The sequence below is a fragment of the Nocardia neocaledoniensis genome (assembly GCF_029868625.1).
Taxonomy (GTDB): Bacteria; Actinomycetota; Actinomycetes; order Mycobacteriales; family Mycobacteriaceae; genus Nocardia; species Nocardia neocaledoniensis_A.
Map to the genome: position 1 here is coordinate 25566 of NZ_JARWOJ010000077.1, position 26121 is coordinate 51686.

The 26121-nt window shown below is 68.0% G+C and carries 18 protein-coding genes; 8 read left to right on the forward strand and 10 right to left on the reverse strand.

Annotated features, from left to right (window positions below; genetic code table 11):
* Window positions 1-116: 116 nt before the first annotated feature.
* The 5 genes from glmM to QH270_RS04945 form a co-directional block, all read right to left on the reverse strand.
* Window positions 117-1454 carry a phosphoglucosamine mutase gene (gene glmM / locus QH270_RS04925; protein WP_280339130.1) on the reverse strand — a complete coding sequence of 446 codons (1338 nt, stop codon included), beginning with the start codon at window positions 1452-1454 and terminating at the stop codon, window positions 117-119.
* Window positions 1455-1618: 164 nt separating this feature from the next.
* The gene (gene rpsI / locus QH270_RS04930) at window positions 1619-2137 is read right to left on the reverse strand and encodes a 30S ribosomal protein S9 (protein ID WP_110037104.1); all 519 of its coding nucleotides are present in this window, start codon (window positions 2135-2137) and stop codon (window positions 1619-1621) included.
* Window positions 2134-2577, reverse strand: a complete 444-nt coding sequence (rplM, locus tag QH270_RS04935; protein ID WP_022567307.1) for a 50S ribosomal protein L13 — start codon at window positions 2575-2577, stop codon at window positions 2134-2136. Before rplM ends, rpsI begins: the two co-directional genes overlap by 4 nt.
* 180 nt (window positions 2578-2757) lie before the next feature.
* Window positions 2758-4086 carry a hypothetical protein gene (locus tag QH270_RS04940; RefSeq protein WP_280339131.1) on the reverse strand — a complete coding sequence of 443 codons (1329 nt, stop codon included), beginning with the start codon at window positions 4084-4086 and terminating at the stop codon, window positions 2758-2760.
* Window positions 4087-4159: 73 nt separating this feature from the next.
* The gene (locus QH270_RS04945; RefSeq protein WP_280339132.1) at window positions 4160-6694 is read right to left on the reverse strand and encodes an FHA domain-containing protein; all 2535 of its coding nucleotides are present in this window, start codon (window positions 6692-6694) and stop codon (window positions 4160-4162) included.
* Window positions 6695-6801: 107 nt separating this feature from the next.
* Between QH270_RS04945 and QH270_RS04950 the strand changes: the two genes are divergently transcribed.
* Entirely contained in the window at window positions 6802-8247 is a 1446-nt protein-coding gene (locus tag QH270_RS04950) for a metallopeptidase (protein ID WP_280339134.1), read from the forward strand.
* Window positions 8248-8363: 116 nt separating this feature from the next.
* Here the strand turns inward: QH270_RS04950 and QH270_RS04955 are convergent, their stop codons facing one another.
* Window positions 8364-9680, reverse strand: a complete 1317-nt coding sequence (locus tag QH270_RS04955) for an FHA domain-containing protein (RefSeq protein WP_280339136.1) — start codon at window positions 9678-9680, stop codon at window positions 8364-8366.
* Window positions 9681-9847: 167 nt separating this feature from the next.
* On the opposite strand from QH270_RS04955, the gene QH270_RS04960 reads away from it, so the two are divergent.
* The 7 genes from QH270_RS04960 to QH270_RS04990 all read left to right on the forward strand — a co-directional run bounded on the left by QH270_RS04960 (window position 9848) and on the right by QH270_RS04990 (window position 19514).
* Window positions 9848-11053: a DUF7373 family lipoprotein gene (locus tag QH270_RS04960; RefSeq protein ID WP_280339138.1), complete on the forward strand. Its 1206-nt coding sequence runs from the start codon at window positions 9848-9850 to the stop codon at window positions 11051-11053.
* 102 nt (window positions 11054-11155) lie between these two features.
* Window positions 11156-12328, forward strand: coding sequence for a DUF7373 family lipoprotein (locus tag QH270_RS04965; RefSeq protein WP_280339139.1), 1173 nt, complete (start codon window positions 11156-11158; stop codon window positions 12326-12328).
* Window positions 12325-13557, forward strand: a complete 1233-nt coding sequence (locus QH270_RS04970) for a DUF7373 family lipoprotein (RefSeq protein ID WP_280339140.1) — start codon at window positions 12325-12327, stop codon at window positions 13555-13557. Before QH270_RS04965 ends, QH270_RS04970 begins: the two co-directional genes overlap by 4 nt.
* Window positions 13558-13647: 90 nt before the next feature.
* Window positions 13648-15174 carry a serine/threonine-protein kinase gene (locus tag QH270_RS04975; RefSeq protein WP_348537632.1) on the forward strand — a complete coding sequence of 509 codons (1527 nt, stop codon included), beginning with the start codon at window positions 13648-13650 and terminating at the stop codon, window positions 15172-15174.
* A 247-nt stretch (window positions 15175-15421) separates the two neighbouring features.
* Entirely contained in the window at window positions 15422-16606 is a 1185-nt protein-coding gene (locus tag QH270_RS04980; protein ID WP_280339142.1) for a DUF7373 family lipoprotein, read from the forward strand.
* A 59-nt stretch (window positions 16607-16665) separates the two neighbouring features.
* Entirely contained in the window at window positions 16666-17856 is a 1191-nt protein-coding gene (locus tag QH270_RS04985; protein WP_280339143.1) for a DUF7373 family lipoprotein, read from the forward strand.
* Between the two features lie 62 nt (window positions 17857-17918).
* On the forward strand, window positions 17919-19514 hold the full coding sequence (locus QH270_RS04990) for a serine/threonine-protein kinase (protein WP_280339145.1): 1596 nt from the start codon (window positions 17919-17921) through the stop codon (window positions 19512-19514).
* Between the two features lie 67 nt (window positions 19515-19581).
* Here the strand turns inward: QH270_RS04990 and QH270_RS04995 are convergent, their stop codons facing one another.
* The 4 genes from QH270_RS04995 to eccCa all read right to left on the reverse strand — a co-directional run bounded on the left by QH270_RS04995 (window position 19582) and on the right by eccCa (window position 26017).
* Window positions 19582-19869, reverse strand: coding sequence for a WXG100 family type VII secretion target (locus QH270_RS04995; protein WP_280339146.1), 288 nt, complete (start codon window positions 19867-19869; stop codon window positions 19582-19584).
* Between the two features lie 44 nt (window positions 19870-19913).
* Window positions 19914-20231, reverse strand: a complete 318-nt coding sequence (locus QH270_RS05000; protein WP_280339147.1) for a WXG100 family type VII secretion target — start codon at window positions 20229-20231, stop codon at window positions 19914-19916.
* Window positions 20232-20546: 315 nt separating this feature from the next.
* A complete protein-coding gene (locus QH270_RS05005; RefSeq protein WP_280339148.1) occupies window positions 20547-21983 on the reverse strand; it encodes a type VII secretion-associated protein in 1437 nt (478 codons plus the stop codon).
* Window positions 21980-26017 (reverse strand): type VII secretion protein EccCa, encoded by a 4038-nt coding sequence (gene eccCa / locus QH270_RS05010; RefSeq protein WP_280339149.1) that lies wholly within the window; start codon window positions 26015-26017, stop codon window positions 21980-21982. Before eccCa ends, QH270_RS05005 begins: the two co-directional genes overlap by 4 nt.
* Window positions 26018-26121 lie beyond the last annotated feature (104 nt).

The following is a 26121-nucleotide window of genomic DNA, read 5'->3' on the forward strand; positions in this document are numbered from 1 at the left end:
ATCGTGCTGCGCGCCAAACTATCCGGTGCGCCGAGCAGCACACGCGCCACCGGCACACAGGTCCTACGGCGTAGCCCGATAGTAGAGCGGACCGGCGCGGCCCGCCAGACGTACAGCTAGACGGCCGCGACCCGCTTGGCCAGATCGTCGGCCAGTTGTCGCGCCTGCGCCGGATCGGTCGCCTCGACCATCACCCGCACCAGCTGCTCGGTTCCGCTGGGCCGCAACAGCACCCGACCGGATTCGCCGAGCACGCGCTCGGCCTCGGCGACCGCGTCACGCACCTCGGGGGCCGCGGCCACGGCGGCCTTGTCGCTGACGGGCACGTTCACCAGCACCTGCGGCACCGTGCTCATGACCGAGGCCAGCTCGCCCAGCGAGCGACCGGTCTGCGCCATCCTCGCCATCAGGCGCAGGCCGGTGAGCACGCCGTCACCGGTGGTGCCGAAGCGCGGGAACACCACGTGACCGGACTGCTCGCCACCGAGGCTGTAGCCACCGCGGCGCAGCTCCTCGAGCACGTAGCGGTCGCCGACGGCGGCGGTGAGCACGGTGATCCCCGCGGCGCGCATGGCGATGTGCAGGCCCAGGTTGCTCATCACGGTCGCGACCAGGGTGTCGTCGACGAGTTCGCCCGCCTCGCGCATGGCCAGCGCCAGCACGGCCATGATGGCGTCACCGTCGACGGTCTCGCCGGTGGCGTCCACCGCGAGGCAGCGGTCGGCATCGCCGTCGAGGGCGATGCCGAGATCGGCGCCGTGTTCGAGCACCGCGGCGCGCACCGCGTCGAGATGGGTGGAGCCGCAGCCGTCGTTGATGTTGAGGCCGTCGGGTTCGGCGTTGATCGCGATCACCGTCGCGCCCGCCTCCCGGTACACCTGGGGCGCCACCTCGGCGGCCGCGCCGTGCGCGCAGTCGACCACGACGGTCAGCCCGGAGAGGTGCTGGCCCGTCGATTCCAGCAGGTGCTCGACATAGCGTTCGTGGGTGCCCTCGACGGTGTAGTCACCGCGCACCCGGCCGATCCCGGCGCCGGTCGGGCGCACGGTGACGCCGTCGGCGATCAGGGCCTCGATCCGCTGTTCCACGGCGTCGTCGAGCTTGTGCCCGCCCGCCGCGAAGATCTTGATGCCGTTGTCGGGCATGGGGTTGTGCGAGGCGGAGATCATCACGCCGAAGCACGCGTCGTAGAGGCCGGTCAGGTACGCGACGGCGGGCGTCGGCAGCACACCGACGGAGAGGACGTCGACACCCACCGAGGTCAGGCCCGCGGTCACCGCGGCCTCGAGCATCTCGCCGCTGGCCCGCGGATCACGGCCGACCACCGCGACCGCGCGCTTCTTGCCGCGCGAGAGCACCTGCGCCGCCGCCGCGGCGACGCGCATCGCCAGTTCCGGACTCAGCGTGTCGTTCGCGAGTCCACGAACACCGTCGGTGCCGAACAGCCGTCCCATAAAACCCTCTACTGGTAGTTGGTCCCCGAATACAGCACGAGAGCAGGCAACCAGCCGTGCTGGAAGCCTGCTCTCGCACACGTGCTCCGCCGACCGGGCTCATCCCCGCTCTCGCGGGGAGCATACCTAGCGAATGCGAAAGACGATGGTCGGCAGTGCGTAAATCAGCGCTTCGAGTACTGAGGCGCCTTACGGGCCTTCTTGAGGCCGTACTTCTTGCGCTCGGTGGCACGCGGGTCACGGGTCAGGAAGCCGGCACGCTTGAGGGCGGGACGGTCCTCCGGGGTGACCTCGATCAGCGCACGGGCGATGGCCAGACGCAGCGCGCCGGCCTGACCCGAGGGGCCGCCACCGACCAGGCGAGCGTAGATGTCGAAGCTCTCGACACGCTCGACGGTCACCAGCGGGGACTTCACGAGCTGCTGGTGCACCTTGTTCGGGAAGTAGTCCTCGATGGTGCGGCCGTTGAGCACGAAGTTGCCCGAGCCGGGCACCAGGCGCACGCGAACGACGGCTTCCTTACGGCGGCCGACGGTCTGCACCGGGCGATCGATCACGATCGGGGCGTAGGTGGCTTCTTCGACGTACTCGGCCTCGTAGCCTTCGCCGTCTTCGACAACCTCGACCACGGTCTCGTCGACCGCGTCGAACTCTTCGGGGGTGAACTCTTCAGGAGCGGTCACTGGGCCACCTGCTTGATCTCGAACGGAACCGGCTGCTGCGCGGCGTGGGGGTGGTTCGGGCCTGCGTAGACCTTCAGCTTGCCCGCGATCGCGTTGCCCAGCTTGTTCTTCGGGATCATGCCCTTGACGGCCTTCTCCACGAGACGATCGGGACGGGTCGCCAACACCTCGCCGACAGTGCGCGACTTGAGGCCGCCCGGGTGTCCGCTGTGGTGGTGGATCAGCTTGTCCTGCTTCTTGTTGCCGGAGATGGCAACCTTGTCCGCGTTGATGATGATGACGAAGTCGCCACCATCGACGTGCGGTGCGTAGGTCGGCTTGCCCTTGCCGCGCAGCAGGCCAGCGGCCTGCACGGCGAGACGGCCGAGGACTACGTCAGTGGCATCGATGACGTACCACTTGCGGGTGACGTCACCTGCCTTGGGGCTGTACGTAGGCACAGTCGTTCCCTGTCTGTCGTCGGTGTTGCCGGCCACGGGGTGCGGTTCGAAGCGTCCCGGCGGCCGGTGGAGACCCGGGACTTCGACGTGCTGTCTCCCTCACGAGAAGGGAAACGTTCCACACACCAGCGGACCACGATACCAGCCACGCATCACCGAGCCACAATCGGGCTCGGTCCCCTAGATCACCACCGGCGGTCCCGGATCGGTCGCCCGCGCGGGACCGGGGAGGCGGTAGCGCAGGGTATCGATGCCGGGGGTCGCGCAGGAGTCGTCGTCCACCAGCCCGCCGCCGCGCGCGCTCGCGATGCCCTCGGGCGGGACCGTCTTCGCGTACGGGGTGAACGCGCAGGCCACCGGCTCGGCCGCGACCGCGGGAGCGGTGGCGCCCGCGTGCCAGGCGGTCGCGGCCAGCGCGACGGCGCCGACCACGGCCGGTGCGCCGAAGAAGCCCTTCTTCACCTTGCCGAGCAGGTTGCCGCGCGACGCGTCGTCTTCGGGGTCGTCGAGCGCGTGCCGTCCACCGGACTGCGCGGGCGGACCGGCGACGATCCCGGCCGGGCTCGGCGGCTGCCCCGGTGCCGGCACCGCGGGCGGCGCGCCCCAGCCGACCTGCGCGGCATAGCCCTGACCCGGATGCTGCGAGTCCGGGTAGTCGTCCTCGTCGAGCCCCGGCTCGGTGACCAGCAGGTGCGCGGCGCCGAGCACCAGCGCGTGCATCGGATGATCGGCCACCTGCAGGCGCTGGCCGAGATGGTTCTGGAAGGCCAGGCGCAGCGCGTCGTTGAAGCAGACATTGCCCGCCAGCAGCACCGTCGAGGTGTCGGCACCGATCGAGCGGGCCGCGGCCATCGCCTCGATCACCACGTTGTCGGCCGAGCGGGCATCGCGCAGCGCCTCGGCGCTCACGGCGACCTCGACCGATTCGGTGGGCTGTTCGTCGTCGCCGTGCACCGCGACCACCAGCAGGGTGCGGCCGTCGGAGTACACGCCGGTGGCGCCGATGCCGTGCCGGTGCCGCTCGCTCGGCGGGGAGACCAGCCCGAGCGCGCGCACATAGCCCGAGAGCGCGACGCTCTCCGGCAGCGGCTCGACGACCACGTCGAGCTGCTCGACCAAGGCCGCGTAGATGTCGACCTTCTCGTCGGGCCAGCTGTCCGGGTACGGCAGCGCGACCAGCTGCGGCTTGCCGCGCAGGTACTTGCCGACCGCGGCCAGCGGGTTGTACAGCCGCGCCCGGAACACCAGCTCCGCGGGCCAGGTGGCCCCGGCGATCACGATCTGCGGGTGCCCGAGGATGTCGCGCACGTCGGCGATCGCCATGCCGAGATCCGGCCGCTGCCGGTCGACGCCCGCGGTGTGCAGCCGGCCCGCCGCGTCGGCGAGCAGATAGGCGGGTGGGGTGTAAGTGCCCTCCACCTGAACCGGGCGGATCGGGGTCTGTCCGCCGCCCGCGGCCACGGACACCACATCCCACCCCAGGTGCAGGGCGCCAACTCGAACGGTCACAGGCTCAAGTGTGCCCGGTCGGCGAGCGACGCGCGCAGCTTGCCCGCCGATACGGCTCTGACCTGCCGATCGCTCATGATTGCGTCTTCTTCAGGCGTAGCCGGCTCCAGGTGATGACCGCCAGGATCGCGGTGATCACGGTGAGCAGCACGATGTTGAGAATCCAGATTCCCGGCTCGTGCACCCACAGCGGGTCCTCCTGCGCGCCGATGACCAGCTCGCGCAGGTCGACCGTCGCCGCGCCCGCGGCGTAACCCCAGCGCGACGGGAACAGGTACGACACCTGCTCGAGGCCGACCCGGTCGGTCACCGGGATCAGACCGCCCGCCATCACCAGCTGCACCATGATCATCACCACGAGCATCGGCATCACCTGCTCGTTGGACTTGGCCAGGCTCGACATCAACAGGCCGAACACCACGCAGCAGACCGCGGTCATCGCGATGTCGAGGTAGAGCTCGACGCCGCCGGGCGGGATCAGCGCGCCCTCCGGCGGCGCCTTCTTGCCGAGGAACGTGATGCCGACCAGCACCGCCGACTGCAGGAACGCGGTCACGCTGAACACGACGATCTTGGCCATCAGATACGCCGAGGGCAGCAGGCCGACGGCGCGTTCGCGGTAGAAGATCGACCGCTCGCCGACCAGGTCGCGCACGGTGAGCGTGGCGCCCATGAAGCAGGCGCCGAGGATGAGCACCACGAGCAGCTGCTGGGCCTCACCGCCGCTGGACCGCGCGAACGAACCGTCCGGCTGGGCGATCAGCGGTCCCTCGGTGAAGCCGTCGCTGCCGGGCACCACCAGTGACAGCGCGCCGAGGATGAACGGCAGCACCACCAGGAACGCGAGATAGCCGCGGTCGGCGAAGATCAACCGCAGCTGCCTGCGCGCCAGCGTGCTGAACTGGCGCATCCCGCTGGACTGCGGCGGCGCGCCCGCGTTGCCGCGTTGTAGCGGCTGGGGTGGCGGTGGCGGCGGCACGTAGGCTTGCCGGGATCGGTAGGCGGCGAAGGCCTGGTCCGGGTTGGCCGCGACCTTGGCGAAGATCTCGGCCCAGTCCGAGGTGCCGAGGGCCGCGCCGACACCACCGGGATGACCGGCGAAGGCGGTCTTACCGCCGGGGGCGAGCAGCACCACCTGGTCGCACATGTCGAGGCAGGCGACCGAGTGCGTCACCACGATCACCACGCGGCCCGCGTCGGCCAGTTCACGCAGCATCTGCATGACCTGCCGGTCCAGCGCCGGGTCGAGGCCCGAGGTCGGCTCGTCCAGGATCAGCAGCGAGGGACCGGTGAGCAGCTCCATCGCGACGGACGCGCGCTTGCGCTGGCCACCGGAGAGCCGGTCGACGCGGGTGTCGGCGTGCTGGGTGAGCGAGAGCTCCTGCAGCACACCGTCGATCACCTGCTGACGGTCGGCCTTGGTGGTGTCGGGCGGCAGCCGCAGCTCGGCGGCGAAGCCCAGGGCCTGGCGGACGGTGAGCTGACGGTGCAGTACGTCGTCCTGCGGGACCATGCCGATACGGGAGCGCAGCGCCTCGTACTCGGCGTGCAGGTTGCGGCCCTCGAAGGTGACCACACCGCCCGAGGGCTGGGTGTTGCCCGCGATGAGCTTCGACAGCGTCGACTTGCCCGCGCCGGAGGGGCCGATCAGCGCGGTGAGGGTGCCGCGGCCCGCCTGCATGTTGACGTCGACGAGCAGCTGCTTGTTGCCCTCGACGGTGAACCCGACGCCGTGCACCGAGAGCCCGAGTTCGGCGACCGGCTTCTGCCGATGCGCCAGCGCCCCCTGCGCGACGACGAAGTCGATGTTGCCGATCGTGACGATGTCGCGCTCACGCAGCACCGTGCGCTGCTGCCGATGACCGTTGACGAAGGTGCCGTTGGCCGACCCCAGGTCCTCGATGACCAGGCCCTCGGACGAAGACACCAGGCGCGCGTGCTTGCGCGAGGCCAGCGGATCGTTCACCACGATCTGGTTGTCGGAGGTACGGCCGATGCTCAGGCCGCCGGGCGGAATACGGTCACCGCGGGCCACCGGCTCGGTGGAGGCCGACTTGCGCACCGGTGGCAGCATCGAGGAATCCGCGCGCCGGGTCATGTTGATGTTGTCCTGCGGCGCCATCGGCTGCGGTTGCGACGGCAGCTGCGAGGTCGGCACGTACTGCGGTTGCTGGGGCGGATTCGGCCGGGCCTGCTGCGGCGGGAAAGGCTGTTGCGGGCGTTGCGGCGGCGGCCGGTGCTGGGCGGGCGGCTGGGACGGCTGGGCGAGCATCGTGGCCGCGTGGCGCGAGTTGGGCGCCGCCGGGACCAGGTGCAAGAGCGGCCCGCTGATGGCGTCCCCCAGACGCACCTGCGTGGGCCGGTCGATCGAGACAGGCTGGCTCAGCCTGCGCGCGTCGACGAACACGCCGTTGGTGCTGCCGTTGTCGGCGAGCACCCAGGCGCCGTTCTGGAAGCGCAGAGTGGCGTGCACGCGAGAGACCAGCGGACTGTCCACGAACAGGGTGACCTCGGGCGCCCGGCCCATGGTGATCTGCTGGCTCGCTTCGAAGACTCGTTCGGTTCCATCATGGCGCACGGTGATGGTCTGCGCCCCCGGTGAAGACATGGAGCGGATACTATGCCATCGCCCGGACATCGGCGGTGCCCCCGAGACGGCTGAAAGCCCGATCCGGCACTCGACCTGCCCATGTTTCCGGCCGATCAGGGGGACTGATGTCGAAAGGCCAAGTGTTCGTTGCGATCACCGCTGCGCTGGTCACACTGCTGAGTGTGGGCTGCACGCGGGCGATCGACGGCCACGGCGTCTCGATCTACGACGATCCGTTCAAGGTGGCCGGGCTGCCGACCACCGGCGGACCGAACGGACCACGCCCCGGCGTCCCCGATACCACGCTGACCGCGTCCAACGGCGACGGCGGCGAGGTCGACACCCTGGCACTCAACGCGATCGACGACATCCAGGCCTACTGGCAGGGCGTGTTCGGCACCGAGTTCCGCGGCGAGACCTTCGAGCCGGTCGAGAAGCTGATCTCCTGGAACGCCCGCGCCCCGCGCGGTCAGGCCGTGGAGTTCTGCAAGGAGACGACCTACCACCTGGTCAACGCGGCCTACTGCCGCAGCGACAACTCGATCGGCTGGGACCGCGCGATGCTGCTGCCCACCATGACCGAGACCTTCGGAAAGATGTCGGTGGTGATGGTGCTGGCCCACGAGTACGGCCACGCGATCCAGACCATGGCCAAACTGGTCACCAAGAAGACGCCGGTGCTGGTCAAGGAACAGCAGGCCGACTGCTTCGCAGGCGCGTTCATGCGCCACGTCGCCGAGGGCAAGTCGAAGCACTTCACGATCAACACCTCCGACGGCCTGAATTCGGTGCTGGCCGCGACCGTTTCGATCCGCGACTCCGACCCCGACGATCCCGAGAGCGTGCACGGCTCGGCGTTCGAGCGCGTCACCGCCGTGCAGATCGGCTTCACCGACGGCCCGCGCGGCTGCAAGGGCATCGATGACGAGGAGATCGACCAGCGTCGCGGCAACCTCCCGCAGAGCTTCTCCGGCGACCAGGGCCGCGGCGAATACCCGATCTCGAGGGACAATCTGGTCGAGCTGAGCAAGGCGCTGCAGGCCATCCTGCCGGTCGAGGACAGCCCGACCTACGACTACTCCGGCGCCAGGATCGACTGCGCGGACGGCGCCGCCACCGAACCGGTCACCTACTGCCCGGCCAAGAACGTCATCGCCACCGACGTGCCCGGCCTGGCCGAGCGCGGCGCGGTCGACAACGACGACGACGGACCGCTGCCGGTGAAGGTCAGCGGCGACTACAACGGCTACGTCGTGTTCATCTCCCGCTACACCCTCGCGGTGCAGCGCGGTCACGGCCAGCAGCTGACCGGCGCGAAGACCGGCCTGCGCGCGGCCTGCCTGTCCGGTGTGGTCACCGGCAAGCTGGCCGAGCCCGGCCGACCGGTCAGCCAGGGCGACATCCAGCTCTCCGCCGGCGACCTCGACGAGGCCGTCTCCGGGCTGCTCACCGACGGCCTGGCTGCCAGCGACACCGAGGGCAACACGGTGCCCAGCGGATTCTCCCGGGTCGACGCGTTCCGCGCGGGGGTGCTCAACGGCGAGACCACCTGCCTGTCGCGCTACAGCTGAGTTTTTGGAGCGCTGGCGCGCTCGAGGTCGCGGCCCCTTGTGTCCCGTCGCTGACGCGGCGGACCCTCCTCGAGGTCGGGTCGTGCGGTGCCGGTGGGGCGAGGGGACTTGCGGGGTCAGCCGAACGGGGGTGGTGCGGCGGGCTCGTAGCGCAGGACCCGGTTGCCGATCATGATCTCGGTGCCGGGGATCAGCACCAGCGGCTGGTTCGGGGTGAGCCTGATCCAGTCGCGATAGCCGGGCAGCCGGCTGCGCGTGCCGTTGGTCGACCCGCGATCGAGCAGCTGCACATCCCAATTCACCAGGTGCACTTCGGCATGCGCGCGGGACATGCCGCCCGAGGTGTCGTCCACCCGCAGCGGGATGAGGCCGCGCTGGGCGGCCTCGGAGTGCTCCGGGTCGCGGCCGATCACCGCGTCGGCGGCGAGCAGGTAGGTCATGCCGTCGTCGAGGACGAGCATTCCCAGCGGCGGCCGCACGACCTCGCTCAGCGCCTGGGTCTGGTCGACGGGCATGCCGCAGACCGTGCAGAACGCCGAGCGCGGATCGCTGGGATGCGCACGCGCGCACTTGAATCCCATCACCTTGACCGTGAGCACCGTCGCCCGCGCGGTCGCCTCGAGGCGTCGCTGCAGGTCGGGATCGGGTTCTGGAGCCGGATTGGTGCCACCCGCGCGAGTCTCGGCGTTGTGCGGATCGGCCTGCGCGACCGCGTGCGGGTCGACCGAGGGATGGCCGGGGCCGGTGGCCCCACTGGCCGCGTCCAGCATCGAGGTCGCCGGTTGCATCCCGGTGGCGGGCTGCTCGACGGGACGCGAATCCGCTTGCGGCGGACGCGGTTCCCGATCGATGCGCGCGGTGGGCGGCGGCGGCCTGCGGACCTCACCCGCCGGCTCGGCGGTGCGCACCCACGAGCGCGAGCCGTTGGACCAGATCACCGCCCCACCCGCCTGCGCGATGCCCTCGACCAGCCAGCCGACGCCGCGTTCAGGTGGCAGATCGGGGATGCGGCCCTTGGCGTCGTCGACGAACAGCGCCACCGCCCTGGCCGGTTCGGAAGCGACCCGGTCGACGGTGAAGGCGGCATCGCTGCCCCGGTAGTACTCGTTGGCGCCGTCACCGGCCAGCACGGCGGTGACCGCGCCGTGCAGGAAGATCGCCACGCCGCCGTTCTCGGCCGCCGAGAGCACCCCGAAATCGATCGGGACGCCGGGCGAGATCTGCTCGGCGTACTTCATCAGCCAGCGTGTCGCCTCGCGGGCGACCACGGAGCCCGGCCCGCCGGGTTGATCCTCGGCGGCGGCGCGCACCAATTCGGCCAGCGATTCCAGGGCGACGGCCGCGGTGTCCTCGGCGGTCGGGCGACCGGGCCCCCGGTGCGCCACCACGATCACGGCGCCCGCGACCCGCGCGACCGCATGACTTCCTGGCACGACTTCGACCTGCCGATCCTTCACAGGTATCGGCCTCCACCGGAACCGCGCAGCAGGGTCGTCGCCATGTACTCCAGACTATGGCAAACCCGCCCACATCGGTCCCCCTGGGCGGCTTTCGTCCGGTAACTTCACTGCTACAGCGCGAAGAACGCGAGGGGCCTGTGATGAGCAATTCGACCAAGATCCGGATCGCGTCCGCGCTCTGTTGCGCCGCGCTGACCACTGTTCTCACCGGGTGTGCCGTGAGCGGCACCCCGGTCGCCGGTGAACCCGATGTGCGCGGCCTGGAAACCGGCACCTACGCCACCGACCGGCACAGCTACGACGACACCGCCGGCGACGAGGGCGCGCTGGTCGAGGGGATGCGGATGTCGGGCGCGGTCGTGCCCGCCGTGCGGATCGACCCGTCGCTGTCGCACGGTCGCGGTGGCACCGTCATCCCCGATGTGGAGCGGGCACTCGATTTCGTCGCCAATGTGTCCAAACCCGTTCTGGAGAACCGGAAGTTCGTCACCGGCTACGCCGCGCTCGGCTCCGACAAGCCCGATCCGGTCGGCCAGACCCGCCCCTCCGACGACACGACGGCGGTCACCACCGCCCTGCTCCGCTTCCCCGACGCCACCGCGGCCACCCTCGCCGCGCGTGAACTCGAGGACGTCGACCTCGCGGTCTCGCCGGAGAACCGCAAGCTCGCCTCCACCAAATACCCTGAGGCGTATGTGCATTGGCGTCCGAACGTGCCGACGATCGGCGCCTTCCTCGCGCACAAGGAATTCGTGATCTCGCTGTTCATCCAGCGCCCACGCGCCGACTCCGCCGACCTCACCGCCTGGGTCGACAAGACCCTCGCCGCCGAACTCACCCAGCTCGCGACCTTCACCGCCACGCCCCTCGGGGAACTCGAGGAACTTCCCGTCGACGGCGAACGCATGCTGGCCCGAGCCGTCGTCGAGGATCGCGCCGGCCTCGACCCGGATCAGCACTCCTTCGCGGTCTACAGCCCCACGCACCTGGTGAACAACGCCGACGATCAGGCCGCGCGCCAGCGGCTCATCGAGGCCGCCGGTGCCGAGCACATCGCCCTGGTCGACGGCGGATCGGTCACCCGGGTGCGCGACCTGGCCGGCGCGCAGACCCTGATGACCGGCCTCATCGACAGTTCCGGCCACTACGACGCCCTGCCAGCGCCCACCGACATCCCCGGCGCCAAATGTCTGCAGCTCAACGACGACGGCGACTCCGAGGAGGAGTACAAGTACCGCTGCTACGTCCCCTACAAGCGCTACCTCGGCATCGTCAGCTCCGACCAGGAGCCCGACGTCCGCCAGAAGATCTCCGCCCAGTACGCCCTGCTGGCGAACAGTCTGTGACCCGTCGAGCCCGCCCGTGTGTCGGCGTGGTGTCGTAGGATTCCGCCGACCATCGATTCGGGGAGGGTGATCGTCGTGCGGACCCGGGGAATACCGAGAAGGGTGTGCGTCGCGCTGGCGGCCACACTCCTCACCGTGGCCGCGTGCGGCACCGGCGACGAGTCAGCCGAGGCCACCGACCCGCCGGTCGATCTGGCCTCGCTCGATGTCGGCGGCTACGCCACCCAGCCGCGCGAGGTCGGCGTGGTCGCCAATCTCGATCAGGGCCGGTTCATCGAGGCCGAGCGGCTCGGCGATTTCGTGCCGACCCCGGCCGATATCGACCCGCGCTTCGTGCACACCAATCCCTCGATCGCGACGGTGTTCCTCGACGCGGAGGCCTCGCTCGGCAAGATCATGGCCGTCGACCGGTTCGCCGAGACCGCGCCGGATTTCATCGGCGGCTTCGTGAGCTCCGCCGAGACCGAGCGCCAGAACAAGGGCATCGACATGGTGAACGCGGTCATGATCTTCCCCGACGCGCAGAAGGCCGCCGCGGCGGCCGTCGCCCTCGAGCGCGCCGATTTCGAGTACGCGCCGAACAACCAGCCGATCGAGATCCCCGGCTACCCCGCGGCGAAGGCGCATTGGCAGCCCGATCAGCAGTCGATCGGTTCCTGGTTCGCCACCGGCCATCTCGTCATCTACACCTGGCTCTACGACTACCTCAAGATCTGGCTGGAGAAGGTGGACAAGCAGGCGCTGCTCGACCTGACGCGCAAGAGCCTCGACACCATCGTCCCCTCGGTACAGAAGTTCGTCCCCACCCCGAGCGACAAGCTGACCTCGCTGCAACGCGACCGCGACGGCATGCTCGGGCGCACCGCGCCGCGACCACGCGAGGACTCCTGGATCAATCCGCCGGGCGTCTACGCCGGGCGGACCGCGCGCCACTTCACCTCCGACCCGGTCGCCATGGCGAAGATCATCGACAGCGCCGGCGTGGATCTGTACGCCAGCGACGGTTCCGACGTCTACCGGGCTCGCGACATCGCGGGCGCTCAGGCGGTTCGCGACGAGATCGGCGGCCTGACCAAGAAGTTCACCCGCTCCGAGGCGCCGAAGAATCTGCCCTTCGCCCAGTGCAAGGAGTACATCGGCAGGGAGCGGATGGCGGTGCGGTTCTACTGCGCGGTGTCCTACGACCGCTACGCCGCCTATGTCTGGTCGAACCAGCTCCTCGACGCCCAGCAGCGGATCTCCGCCCAGTACGCGTTGCTGGTGAACGCCGCATGAGGCGCCGCGGCACCGCACTGCTCGCGGCCTCGTTGATCACCGTGCTCACCGGCTGCGGTTCGGTGTCCGGCACCGCGACGCCGGCCGAGGTCGATATCCGCACCCTCGACGTCGGCCCGTATCCGACCGAACCGTACGACGCGCACGACGATCCGAAACTGCCCGACTTCTACGAGATGTACAAGGTCGCCGGGATGCGGATCGCCGACTACGTCGTCAACTCCCACGACATCGATCCGCAGATGATCTACGGCAAACGCGCGTCCACCGTGTCCGCCGGGCTGCTCCCGCAGGCCCTCGGCAACGACAGCGCGCTCGAACCCGTCGCGAAGAAGCACAAGCTGCTCTACGGGTTCGAATCCAGCGGAGCCTCCGCCGACGCCACGATCAACAGCCCCAGCACGTGGCCGAGCAAGAAGGACACCACCAAGTTCACCGCGACCACGATGGTCCTGCAGTTCCCCGACGCCGCGGCCGCGACCGCGGCGGCCAAGGAATTCCACGACGTCGATCTCGCCGCCCAGGAGGGTCGCAACCAGCCCGTCTCGCTGCCGAAACATCCTGCGGCACTGTCGCATTGGCGTCCCGACGCACCCTTCCTGCGTACGGTCATGCCGCACGGTCCGTACGTCATCGCCTTCCTGCTCTCGGTCCCGACACCGGATCTGGCGGGCCTCACCACCATGGCCGAGACGGCGTACACCAAGCAGATCGAGTCACTCGCCAGGACGACGCCCCTGACCGACGAAGAGGTCATGTCGCTGCCCTGGGATCCGGACCGACTGGTCGCACGCACCCTCAATCCCGAGGAACTGTCGAACCCGGACGGTTCGGGAACCCTGCTCGTCACCGGCAAGCACGGTGTCCTGCACTACTCCGGCGACGCGCTCCCGAGCGATCGGCAATACGTCGACCAGCAGCTCACCGCCATGAAGGCCGAGCAGGTCGCGCTCTCGTGGGGTTCGATCGGCATCCGCACGCCGGACCCCGGCACCGCCAAGCGCGCGGTCGCCGACAAGCTGTTCCCCTGGCGGACCAAGGCCGAGGCCGCCGCGCCGCCCAACGTGCCCGACGCGGTCTGCGTGGAGAACCAGTCGCTGGCCACGAAAACCCGCTTCAGCTGCATGGTGGCCTACAACCAGTACGTCGGGATCGTCGGCGGCCACCAGCTTCTCGACGCCCACCAGCGCGCGGCCGCGCAGTACGCCCTCTTCGCCAACACCCGTTGAGCCGATGACTGCGCACTGTCGCGGCGGCCAGTATGCTCCGCCCGAGAAGCTGAAGCACGGTAACGACTCAGGAGATCGTAGGACATGGCGATGAGCCCAGGGACCATCGTCGGCGGGTACCGCATCATCCGCAAGCTGGGCGCCGGCGGCATGGGTTCGGTCTATCTCGCCAGCCACCCGAGCCTGCCGAGGACCGACGCGCTCAAGATCCTCAGCGGCGAACTCAGCCGCGATCCCGAGTTCCGCGCCCGCTTCGAACGGGAGGCCAATCTCGCGGCCGGCCTCGACCACCCGAACATCGTCTCGGTCTACAACCGCGGCGAGGAGAACGGTCAGCTCTGGATCGCCATGCAGTTCGTCGAGGGCACCGATGCCGCCGCCGAACTCGCCCGCGACCCGCAGGCGATGACCCCACTGCGCGCGTTGCGCATCGTCACCGAGGTCGGCAAGGGCCTGGACTTCGCGCACCACCGCGGCCTGCTGCACCGCGATGTGAAGCCGGCGAACTTCCTGCTGTCGAACACCTACGGCGACGAGGAACGGGTGCTGCTCACCGACTTCGGCGTCGCCAAGTCGACCGACGACGCCTCCGAACTCACCCAGACCGGCAGCTTCCTCGCGACCATCGCCTACGCCCCGCCCGAGCAGCTCTCCGGCGGCCAGCTCGACCACCGCGCCGACATCTACAGCCTGGCCTGCTCGTTCTACAAGCTGCTCACCGGCCAGAACCCTTATCCCGCAACGCAACCAGCCATGGTCATGATGGGCCACCTGCACGAGCCGCCGCCCCGCCCGACCAGCGTGCGCCCCGGCCTGCCGCCCGCCCTCGACCAGGTCTTCGCCCGCGCGATGGCGAAGAATCCGCACGAGCGCTTCCTGTCCTGCCGCGAATTCACCGACGCCGCGACGGCCGCTCTCGTTCCCGGATCGAATCCCACGGGCCACCACACGTCACCGACCTACCCGATCCAGGCGCCGACCCAGTGGGCGTCCCAGGCACCCACCGTGTCCGAGCGGACCCTCCCGCCCGCCCCGAAGTCGTCGAAGAAGAAGCTCGCGCTCAGCGTCGGCGCCATGGTCGCGGCCATCGCGGTCGCGGTGGGCGTCGGCGTCTGGGCGGCCAGTGGGGACAGCGGACCCGGCGTCGCCGGCTCGACGACTCCGCCCTCACAGAGCGCACTGAGCCCCATCGAACAGGCCCGCCAGGACAACCCCGCCTTCACCGGCAAGACCATCCTGATGGTCGACGTCGACGCCGAGAACAAGGTCGCCACCTACCTCGGCGGCACCCTGCAGACCCAATTCCTCCAGGATCTCGGCTTCGTATACAACTTCAACTACACCAAGTCCGGCGACGAGCCCTCCCCCCGTCCGGTGGCCAGCACCACCGCCCGCCTCGACGTCCCCGACGACAGCTACATCCTCGTCGTCCGCAGCGACGAAAAGGCAGGCGGCGGCGGCCTCCTCGGCCTCCCGTACCAGATCACCGGCTCCCGAGCCACCGTCATCCCCGTCGACGACCCCATCACCGTCACCTCCATCCGCACCTGGACCACCAACTCCGAACAAACCCTCCTCTCCCGCATGCTCCCGATCCTCAAGAGCCGGGTGAAGTAGGTGAGGTAGGACACACTCCGAACGGTTCCCGGCCGCGAAAAGAATTCTCACGCGGGCACCGTGGGCTCACGGCACAGTGAGCAGACGGATCGGTGTGAGTGCTATCTTCTCTCCAGCGCTCGGGTATGTAGCTGTGGAGGCTCCGGGCCGCTGCGACCGCTGAGCACGACGCGGTCGCCTCACCACGGAGGGGAATCACATGAGGAGAACGAGTTCGGCGCTGCTCGCTGCCGGTCTCGCTGTGGCGATGGTGGCGACCGCTGGATGCGGGTCCGACAGTGGGGAGTCGTCGGCCGAGCAGACAATCGACCTGAGCAAACTCGACGTGGGCAATCTCCCCGTCGAGCCGAAGGTCTATGGAAAACCGACCAACATGGATATGGCGGGCATGGTCGAGGCCATGCGCATCGGTAATGCGATGCCGCTGCCCATGGAGATCGAGCCCGAGGCGAAATACTCCGCGTCGGCCATGGGCAGCGCCGTCCGCATTTTCGTCGACTTCGAGTCCGCCGCGATCAAGTCGCGAATGAGCGCCGACGCAGCGAAATTGAATGAACGAGCGCCGGGATTCATCACAGGATTCGTCACGACGGCGCGTTCCAACGCGGAACCGGCCCTCGCCTATGAACTCGACAACATCGCGATGCTGTTCAACACTGAACAGGATGCCGCGAAGGCCGCCGAAGCCTTCGCCGCCGAAGAGGCGGCCACCGATCCGGACGCGTACTTCCCGCAGGTCGGAACGGGTGTCGGCCACCTCAATGACGTCCGTGCGCAGATGAGCCCGAAGTGGCCGGGCATGATCAAGTCCTGGAAGCCCGTCGGCCGGTTCGTGATCTTCACCTACGTGTACGACAGCGTCATGGGCACCTTGAAGACCGCGGACGAACAGAAGCTGATAGCACGGGCGCAGAAGAGCATCAACAAGATCGCGCCGGCGCTGCAGAAATTCACCCCGACGCCGGTCGACAAAATGATGGACCTCGACGTCGATCCCGACGGCATGCTCGGCCGTGCGATGCACACGATCTCTCTCGACTCGAACCAACGCGGAATTCCCGGAGTTTACGATCGCAACGGCGGTCTCCAACTGACCGGTGATACCGAAGACATGTCGAAATTGTTCGAGGAGAGCGGGGTCGACCGTGTCTCCTGGCAGGGAAACTTCGTCTTCCGCGCCAAGGACCCCGCCGGCGCGGCGAAGATCGTGGACTACTTCGGCGATTCCTCGAAGTTCCTGCGTGACGCCCCGGCACCGGCGAACCTGCCCACCGCGAAATGCCTCGAATACATCGGCCCCGACAAGTTCGCGACGAAGTACTACTGCAGCGTCGCCTACGACCGCTATGCCACTCAGGTCGCCGCGACGCAGCTGATCGATGTGCATCAGCGGGTCGCGGCCCAGTACACGATTCTCGCGAAGGCCAAGTGATGCGGAACAAATTTCAAGGATCGTCGATGCCTTCGACACGAACCCGTGTGGTGAGCTGCTTGGCCATCGCGGTGACCGCTGCGCTGACCGCCTCCGGATGCGGCACCACGAACGGCACCGCGGCACCCGGCGAACTGGATGTTCGCACTCTGGATGTGGGCTCGTACGCGGCGGCCACCGCGCCGTTGGATATGCGGTACGACTACCACAACGATCTATCCGGCGCGATGAATCTCGCCATTATGCGCCTGTCCGACCACGTCGTCACAGGCGTCGATATCGACCCACTGATCAAATTCGGTACCGGGTCCATCGCCATCACGGACGCCGAGAAGGCCACCGATGTGCTGGCGAACGTCAACAAGCCTGTGCTGGAACGAAATCGGATGCAGTTCGGTTTCGCCAGCAGCTCGACCGACAAACAGGACGACAAGTCGACGAAGGCGGTGCCCGGCTCCACCTTCACCACCGTCACGGTGATGCAGTTCCCCGACGACGAGACGGCGAAGCGCGCCGCCACCGAGATCGAGGAAACCGACTTCGCCGTCGCCGCCGACAAGAACGAGCGCGTACCGCTGTCCAAGTATCCTGCGGCGCATACGCATTGGCGTCCCGGTGTCGCTACGATCGGGTCCACACTGGCGTACGGCCGCTATGTCATCAACCTCTATCTCGGTACGCCGGAGGCGAATCTCAGCGCGTTGACCGCTCTGACGGAGAAGGTCTACGCGGCACAGCTGCCGCTGTTGGACCAGATCCCCGCGCTGAGTCCGACCGAGATGCTGTTCCTGCCGGACGATCCGGACCAGATGCTGCGCCGCACACTCAATCCCGACGGCTTCGGGTCACCGAGCATCGGACAGCAGGCAGCGCTGAATGTCCGGGGCTTCCTCCACAAGGTGGGCCCGCAGAGCCATTGGAAGACCGTGCTGACCGACGCGGGCGTCGACCGGTTCTCCCTGTCCATCGCGATGTCCAGTGCGACCATGCTGTTCCGCGCCCGCGACGAAGACTCGGCAGGCAAGCTCATCACACAGATTCTCGCGCGCGTCTACCCGGCTCCCGCGGCTCCGCCGGCGGCGGTACCGGACGCACTGTGCGGTGAAGATCCCGACGACGACTACAAGACCAAGCGTTTCCGGTGCGCGGTGACCTATCGCCAGTACGTGGCGACTGTCGAAAGCGACCAGCTGGCCGACGCGCATCAGCGCGCCGCGGCACAGTACGCGCTGCTCGCGAACAGCCAGTAGTACGACTCGGACCACCGCGTCAACGTGAACATCCCTTCGAAGCGCGACAGGAGACGATCAGGGTGGCGATAACCCCTGGGACTGTCATCGGCGGTTACCGCATCGAGCGAATCCTGGGTGCCGGCGGCATGGGATCGGTCTATCTGGCCAAACATCCCAGCCTGCCGCGCATGGACGCGCTCAAGATCCTCAGTCCGGAGCTCTCCCGCGACGCGGAGTTCCGTGCCAGGTTCGAGCGCGAAGCCAATCTCGCCGCGGGCCTGGATCATCCGAACATCGTCTCGGTGTACAACCGCGGCGAGGAGCACGGCCAGCTCTGGATCGCGATGCAGTACATCGAGGGTACGGACGCGTCGGCGGAGATGACGCGGGACCCCCATTCGATGAATCCCCTTCGGGCCCTGCGGATTGTCACCGAGGTCGGTAAGGGCCTTGACTACGCTCACCGAAAGGGCTTGCTGCATCGGGACGTGAAGCCCGCCAACTTTCTGCTTTCCTCCGCTGTCGCCGGTGAAGACGAGCGGGTCCTGCTGACGGACTTCGGTGTCGCCAAATCCAATGACGACGCGTCCGAACTCACCCAGACCGGAAGCTTCCTGGCGACGATCGCTTACGCGCCACCGGAGCAATTGGCAGGCGGCTCCCTGGACCACCGCGCCGACATCTACAGCCTGGCCTGCTCGTTCTTCAAACTGCTGACCGGCCGGAATCCCTACCCGGCCACCCAGCCCGCGATGGTCATGATGGGGCACCTGCACGAGCCCCCACCGGCCGCCACGTCGGTCAATCCTGGTCTGCCACCGGCCATCGACGGGGTCTTCGCCCGGGCATTGGCGAAGAATCCTGCGGAGCGGTTCGCATCCTGCCGGGAATTCACCGACGCTGCAGCCGGTGTCCTGATGCCCGGCCACAACCCGGTGGCGACGAATACTTCGCCCACCTACCCGGTTCAGGTCTTCGATCAGGGGCCGCACAACCGGTTCAGTCCGATCTCCACCACGGGACCACGCACGGCGGTGACTCCGTTGCCGATGGACCCGGCGACGGGGCCCGGGGCCCGGCCCGCCGCCAAGAGCCGATCACGTCTGCTCATCACGGGTGCGGCCGTGGCCGTCGTCGCGGTGGCGGCCGCCGTCGGGATCTTCGCTATGTCCGGCGGCGATGAGCCGGCGGGCGGAACGGCCGGTTCCACCGTCGCCCAGAAGCCCATCGACCGCGCCCGCACCGCGAACCCAGGGTTCGCCGGGAAGTCCGTCGCCATGGTCGATATCACCGACGGCACCAGCCTGGACCCGAACATCTCGGTGTATCTGTCGCCGACCCTGCAAACGACCTTCCTGAGCGATCTGGGTCTGGCGTACAACCCGATGTTCACCAAGGCCGCGGACGAACCGTCACCGCGCGCGGTGTCGAAGGACGATCGATACACGATCTTCTCGAAGTTCAAGAGCAACAACTACATCATCGCCGTCCGAACCGACGAAAAGGCCGGCGGCGGAGGACATCTCGGCATGCCTGGTTCGATCGCCTCCTCCGAGGCGACAGTCATCGTCGTCGACGATCCGGCGACGGTGACAGCGATCAGGAACTGGACCGACAAGTCCGAACAGCAATTGGTCGACCACTTGGTCCCACTGCTCAGCAAGCAGATCAAATAGCCTCCGCTGAAAAGAAATTCGGCCTCAGGTGACTAACCTGAGGCCGAATTTCTTTGTGAGCGAGCTGTCAGACGAATTTGCCGGCCAGCCACTTGTCGGTGTCGTGCAGTTCGGAGTTACCGGTCTGAACCAGCTTCGCCGCCTCCTGCAGAGTGGTGTTCAGCTGAGTGGACTGGGTGTTCCACTCGGCCTGCATCTGGGTGAAGGACTCGTGGGCGCTACCACCCCACCGGTTGGCCACTTCGGCAACCTTGTTGTGGAAAGCCTGGAGCTTGTCAGCCAGCATGTTGGCCGTGTTGATCATGTCCTGAGCACCGAGATCGACGGAGTCCCGGTTAGACGCAATTTCCACCATGACAGTGAATCTCCTCTAGTGAAGGTTTGTAATGAGCCGAATGGTCAGATGGCGGGCAGGTCGAGCTCAGCCATCTTGGCGTCGACCTGGCCCTTGAAGAGCGCGTCCTGCTCGGAGTAGCTGTTCGTCGCCTCCATCAGCTTCTGCGAGGTCTCGAGGAGCTTGTCGTTCAGCTTCTCGGCGCGCGCGGCGTAGGAGTCCATCAGCTGGTCGAAAGCGACCTGCGCGCCGCCCTTCCAGGTCTCGGTGGTCTGCATCTTGCCGGCCCAGATCTTCTTCACGAGACCCTCGATCTCGTTGTAGGAAGACTCCGCTTCCTTGGCAAAGGTCTGGAGATCGGCAACATCTGCGTGGAGAGTCATCGTTGTCCTTTCGGGTTGTCAGCGCCTCTGCGGAGAGGGTTCACTGAGCTCTTCATTTGGTTAGACGCGGCACTGGGGCGTTTGGTTCCACTCATCTGGCCGTCGATTCGAAGTTTTTTGCCGGAGCTGAGCCACAACACCGCGGAGCGCACAGACGGGTGCCCACTGACGGGTGGTGCTGAAGTCGATCCCCCAAACCATCAATCCCCCAACATTGATGTGAAACCATGCCTCGGCGACGATACCCGGTCCCGGTCGAGTGGGCAATTGGTCCGATCGAGCCCGGCGTCACGTGATGCCGACCGAGGTCGACCGTCACGGGTTGACCCTGATCGCGCTCACGGCCTGCTCACAAGCGGTCGAAACCTCGTCCCACCGGCCTGCCATGTACTGGCAACCGACGCTGACCTGGACGCCGCGTTCGACGAGGACGTGCCAGCGGACTTCTGATCCGTCCAGGGGTCGCTCCTCGTAGGCGATTCCAGGCCGGCCCGCGAAGACGACGTCGCGGCGGATCTCCGAGACGGTCCCCTGCGGTTTGCTCTTGGTCTGGGTGGTGAGGTCGGCGGCGATGTCGTCGTACCCGGCGTCCGTCGCGACCGTCTGCTGGGCGATCGTAATCCGTTGGCGGGCACCGCTATCCGGTGAGAGGTCGATGCGGGTCGCAGGGGACGTCACCGCCGCGCGCCGCCAGCCCGGTGGGACCTGCAGGGTGATCCGCCCGATCGTCTCGGTGGCGGATCGCGGCGTGGTCGGCGGTGGTGCCGTCGTCGGGGCGACCGGGTCCGCGTGTATGGAGGTCGTCTCCGCGTTCGCAGACGGCGCCGGATCATCGCCACCGGCCCACAGGACGACGCCTGCTGTGACGGACGCGATCACGGCGACGGCGGCTACGGCCGCGAGATACATCGGTCGTCGATCGACCGGGTGAGTCGCGGCGGCGCGCTCCCGCAACGGTTGCATCCACTCGGATCGCGCGGGCGGAATGCTAGGCGTGTACGGAGTCGGCTGCTGCGGGCGCCGGGCTACGTCGGTCCCGGTCAGGGGGCTGATCGCGATCGACGACCCGGCCACGGCTTCGGCGACCTCACCCACCACCGTCATGATCTCGGGATCGGTGGTGCCGAACACCTGCACTACGTCCGCCGGACGGTCGGTGAGCAGGCGCCCCAGCAGATCGGTCAACGCCGCCCGGCCGTGTGCCGCGGTGAGTTCGACCACCGCGAGGTTGGGTTCGGCCTCGACGGCTTCGATATGCGTGCCGTTCGCGTCGTAGACGACCGTGGTCGCGGTGGTCGACAGCAGGCCGAACTCGAGGATCGCGGAGCGGCGGCTGCGCCGGGTCGCGGTATCGACCTCGGAGGCCCGCACCGCACACGGCTCGAACGTGACCTCACGGGCGAATCTCTGTGCGACGGAGGCGAACATCTCCAGCGCACGAGTGCCCCAGGCCGTGGGGTGCACGCAGACGAGACGATCGCACGGAACCGCCACCCCGAGGGAATCGAGGATCGCGGCGACCACCGCAGTGAGCGCCTCCAGCGAGGAAGGCACGCGCGGCGGCACGGCGACATGGTCGGACATCAGGTACTGGACAGCCGACACGACCTGGGTAGGCGGCGTCAGCGGCTCACCGACGACCAGGTCGGAATTGTTGCTACCCAACACAATCGAGGGCGGCACATCCCAGTGGGTGGTCGCGCCGCGCGCCCAGATCTTCGCCTCGGTGACGACGAGCTCGACGGTGGTCATTCCGGCTGCGGCATCCAGGCGGTCTGCACGAGCCCCTCGCTGTTGCGAGTCACGAACGTACCGCGACCGGTCGGCTTGGGGCCGGGACGCGTCGTGCCGAGTAGAACACCTTCGTCACGGCTGCAGCTGAGGATGAGGCCGGCCGACCCGAGATCCTTCATCCGCGCCAACGTGGGCTCGTACATGGCTCGACCAGCGCCGCCGGAGCGGCGGGCGATGATCACGTGGAATCCGAGGTCACGCGCGTGCGGGAGATGTTCGACCAGCGCGCTGACCGGGTTGCCCTGCGAGGTGGCGACCAGGTCGTAGTCATCGATGATCACGTACAGCTCCGGCCCGCTCCACCACGAGCGCTCACGCAACTGCTGCGGCGTCACGTCCGGCCCGGGTGTTCGCTTGGCGACGTACTGGCCGAGTCCGGTCATGTAGTCCGAGAACTGCTTGGCCGTGGAACCGTAGCCGGCCTGATAGCCGTCCGGGATCAGGCCCAGCATGGAGCGGCGGTAGTCACCGACGATGAAGCGCGCCTGGTCGGGGGTGTTGGACGCGGCGATGCCGTCGATGAGCGAGCGGAGCAATGTGGTCTTACCCGACTCGGTGTCACCGATGATGATGAAGTGCGGGCTCTCCGCGAAGTCGATGTAGACCGGCGCGAGTTCGGATTCGTTGATACCGATGGGGATTCGCAAGCACTTGGTGGCGGGGTCGACCCGCGACGGCCAATTGCCCGCCAGGTACAGCAGCTGTTCACGCGGCAGCTGGTCGGGCAGCATACGCACCTGTGGAGCGGGCCGGCCCGGCGTCATCCGCGAGATGGACTCGACCGCGGCGGCCACCGCCTGGCCCAGGTTCGACGGGTCGGAGGAGCCGTCGATCCGCGGGAGGCCGGTCAGCATGTGCAGGCACTCCGCGGTCATGCCACGTCCCGGGCGGCCCTGCGGGACGAGCGAAGCGAACTTGCGGCCGAGATCGGAGTCCATCGGGTCGCCGAGTCGGAGCTCGATGCGCGTACCGATCTGATCCTTGAGCGCGGGCCTTGCCTCGGCCCAACGGTTCAGCGCGATCACGACATGGACGCCGTAGGACAAGCCCTGCACCGCGAGGTTCATCACGACCTGCTCGAGCGCGTCGAAATCCTGGCGGATGGAGCCGAAGCCGTCGATCACCAGGAAGACGTCACCGAACGGATCCTCGTGCGCGCCGGCGGCAGCGGGACTGGACGCCGGATCCATCGAGCGCAGCCGACGGAATTCCACCATCGACTCGATGCCCAACTGGCGGAACCGCGCCTCACGGGTCCGCACGATGGTGGTCATCTCCGCGACCGTGCGGCGGACCTGGTCCTCGTCGAGACGGCTGGCCACCGAGCCGACGTGCGGCAGACCTTCCAGCGCGGCGAGCGTGCCGCCACCGAAGTCGAGGCAGTAGAACTGCACCTGCTCGGCGGTGTGGGTGAGCGACATCGCCATGATCAGCGTGCGCAGCGCGGTGGACTTACCGGACTGCGGACCACCGACCACGGCCACGTTGCCGCGCGCGCCCGACAGATCGACGATGAACTGATCGCGACGCTGATCGTAGGGACGGTCGACGATACCCATCGGCGCCCGCAGCGTCGCGATCGCCGAGTATTCGCCGGTGAGGATCGAGCGCGGAACGAGCTGGTCGAGGGTGGGAGCCTCATCCAGCGGGGGCAGCCAGATCTCGTGCGCGGGCCTGCCGTGCCCGGCGATCCGGGACACCAGCATGTTCAGGTTCGAGACCTGTTCACCGTCGTCGCTGTGCGATTCCGGCTCATAACTCGACTCCACCGGTACCGGCACCCGATCCGACGTGCGGAACTCGACGTGCGTGGCGTGGAACGGGCGGGCGTTGACGTCGATTTCGCCGCCGACGATGCCGGCGCTGGTGACCTCGCGCTGGGGGCCGCCACCGACGTAGGGGCCGGAGACGTAGGAGGCCTGGAAGCGCTGGATCTCGCCGGAGTCGGCCTTGAGGTAGCCGCCGCCGGGGGAATTCGGGAGGTTGTAGGCGTCGGGGACGCCGAGGACCTGGCGGGATTCGTTGGCGGAGAAGGTCTTCAGGCCGATGCGGTAGGACAGGTGCGATTCGAGGCCCTTGAGCTTGCCCTCTTCCAGGCGCTGGGAGGCGAGCAGGAGGTGGACGTGCAGCGAGCGGCCGAGGCGGCCGATCATCACGAACAGCTCGGCGAAATCGGGGTGCTGGGTGAGGAGTTCGGAGAACTCGTCGAGGACGACGAACAGCGCGGGCAGCGGGTCGAGGTCGGCGCCGGCGGCGCGGGCCTTCTCGTATTCGGAGACGTTGGCGAAGTTGCCCGCCTGGCGCAGGACTTCCTGGCGGCGGTTCATCTCGCCCGCCAGCGCGTCCTTCATACGGTCGACGAGGTCGGCTTCCTCTTCCAGGTTGGTGATGACGGCGGCGACGTGCGGGACGCCGTCGAGGCCGAGGAAGGTGGCACCACCCTTGAAGTCGACCAGGACCAGGTTCAGCTGGTCGGGCGAATGGGTGGCGAGCAGGCTGAGTACCAGGGTGCGCAGGAACTCGGACTTGCCGGAACCGGTGGCGCCGATGCACAGGCCGTGCGGGCCCATGCCGTTCTCGGCGGCCTCCTTGATGTCGAGTTCGACGGGGTTGCCGTCGGCGCCGACGCCGAAGGGCACGCGCAGACGCTCACGGCCGTAGCGGGGGCGCCAGGCGCTGGCGGGGTTGAAGTTGCCGATGTCGCCGAGCGACATCAGCTGCGACCAGGTGGAGATGGCCTCGCTGTCGTCGGTTTCCACATCGCTGCTGCGCTGGGTCGCCGCGCGGAACGGCGCCAGGCGGCGGGCGGCCTGCTGGGCCTGCTCGGCGCTGACGCGGTCGATGGTGGCGAAGCGTTCCTGGTTGCCGGTGGCACCGCGGCCGAGGCATTCGCCGTCTTCGACGACCATCTTGATGCCGCGCGAAACAGCGAGGCGCGGAGCGTAATTGCAGAGGTCGATGATGGTGACGCCCTCGTAGCCGGACTCGCGGAGCTGGTCGTCCTCGGCTTCGAGCAGGCCACCGTCGACGACGATGACCACGTGCACCAGGTTCGGGTTGTTCGGCTGGTTACGCGAGTAGCGGACGCGGTTGCCCAGCAGCGGGTGCAGGCTGCTCAGCGCCTCGCGGATGGAGCCGTAGAACATGCGCTGGGTGCCGATGCCGTCGGAGACCTCGGGGTGCTGGGTGTGCGGCAGCCACTTGGTCCATTCCCATTCGCGCGCGGTGTCGGGGCCGCACACCACGGCGATCAGAACCTGGTCGGGCGCCTGGAACATGCACAGCTGCAACAACATCGCGCGCGTCATGTCGCGGGCCTGGGCGCGGTCGCCGTCGAGGGCGATGGTGCCGAAACCCTTCACGGCGATGGCGGTGGGCAGGTCGGGCACGGTGGAGTGGGCGCGCACGAAGCGGCGCAGCGAGACCGCGGCGATGGGTTCGAGCTCTTCCACCGGGCCGGTCTCGGGGGCGACCAGCCGGGTGGCCAGGCGCTGACCGCCGAGGCCGATGCGGGCGTGGCAGAAGTCCTTGTCACCGGAGCGGCGCTCCCACATCCGGCTGGTGCCCGCCAGCATCCAGATCAGGCCGGGTTCGGGGTGGCTCCACTCGACGGCGGCACGCTGCTGCTTGGCGGTCTCGTCGACGTCCTTGCGGACCTGGTCGAGGTAGCGCAGGTAGTCTTTGCGGTCCTCGTTGGCTTCGGCGGCCTTGGCCCCCTTGCCGCTGCCCTGGCCGAACATGGTGACCATCGACATGATCATCATGAGCGGGAACATCATCGACATCGGGTTGGACAGCATGCCGCTGCCCTGGGTGAACATCAGCGCCATCATGCCGACCATGCCGACCACCATGACGACGGGCATCAGCTTCATGAGCAGGTTGCCCGGCGTGATCCTGGGGATCTCGGGCGGCGGCTGCAGCGTGACCTCACCACCGGGCGTACGCGGCATCTCACGCCGGGCACGGCGCTGGAACCGGACTGTGCTCATGGTCGAGACTCCCCCTGCTTGACTATTCGCTGTCCTCGCGACCGGCTCAGTGTAGAGGTCGCGGCCGACATGTCGTATGGTTCGTCAGGCATTCTGCTGTCCGA

What these genes read in the sequence shown, in the direction of transcription:
- glmM (WP_280339130.1), bottom strand. Translation starts at nt 1,454, where the DNA reads ATGGGACGGCTGTTCGGCACCGACGGTGTTCGTGGACTCGCGAACGAC.
- QH270_RS04945 (WP_280339132.1), bottom strand. Translation starts at nt 6,694, where the DNA reads ATGTCTTCACCGGGGGCGCAGACCATCACCGTGCGCCATGATGGAACC.
- QH270_RS04950 (WP_280339134.1), top strand. Translation starts at nt 6,802, where the DNA reads ATGTCGAAAGGCCAAGTGTTCGTTGCGATCACCGCTGCGCTGGTCACA.
- QH270_RS04960 (WP_280339138.1), top strand. Translation starts at nt 9,848, where the DNA reads ATGAGCAATTCGACCAAGATCCGGATCGCGTCCGCGCTCTGTTGCGCC.
- QH270_RS04970 (WP_280339140.1), top strand. Translation starts at nt 12,325, where the DNA reads ATGAGGCGCCGCGGCACCGCACTGCTCGCGGCCTCGTTGATCACCGTG.
- QH270_RS04975 (WP_348537632.1), top strand. Translation starts at nt 13,648, where the DNA reads ATGAGCCCAGGGACCATCGTCGGCGGGTACCGCATCATCCGCAAGCTG.
- QH270_RS04980 (WP_280339142.1), top strand. Translation starts at nt 15,422, where the DNA reads ATGGTGGCGACCGCTGGATGCGGGTCCGACAGTGGGGAGTCGTCGGCC.
- QH270_RS04995 (WP_280339146.1), bottom strand. Translation starts at nt 19,869, where the DNA reads ATGGTGGAAATTGCGTCTAACCGGGACTCCGTCGATCTCGGTGCTCAG.
- QH270_RS05000 (WP_280339147.1), bottom strand. Translation starts at nt 20,231, where the DNA reads ATGACTCTCCACGCAGATGTTGCCGATCTCCAGACCTTTGCCAAGGAA.
- QH270_RS05005 (WP_280339148.1), bottom strand. Translation starts at nt 21,983, where the DNA reads ATGACCACCGTCGAGCTCGTCGTCACCGAGGCGAAGATCTGGGCGCGC.
- eccCa (WP_280339149.1), bottom strand. Translation starts at nt 26,017, where the DNA reads ATGAGCACAGTCCGGTTCCAGCGCCGTGCCCGGCGTGAGATGCCGCGT.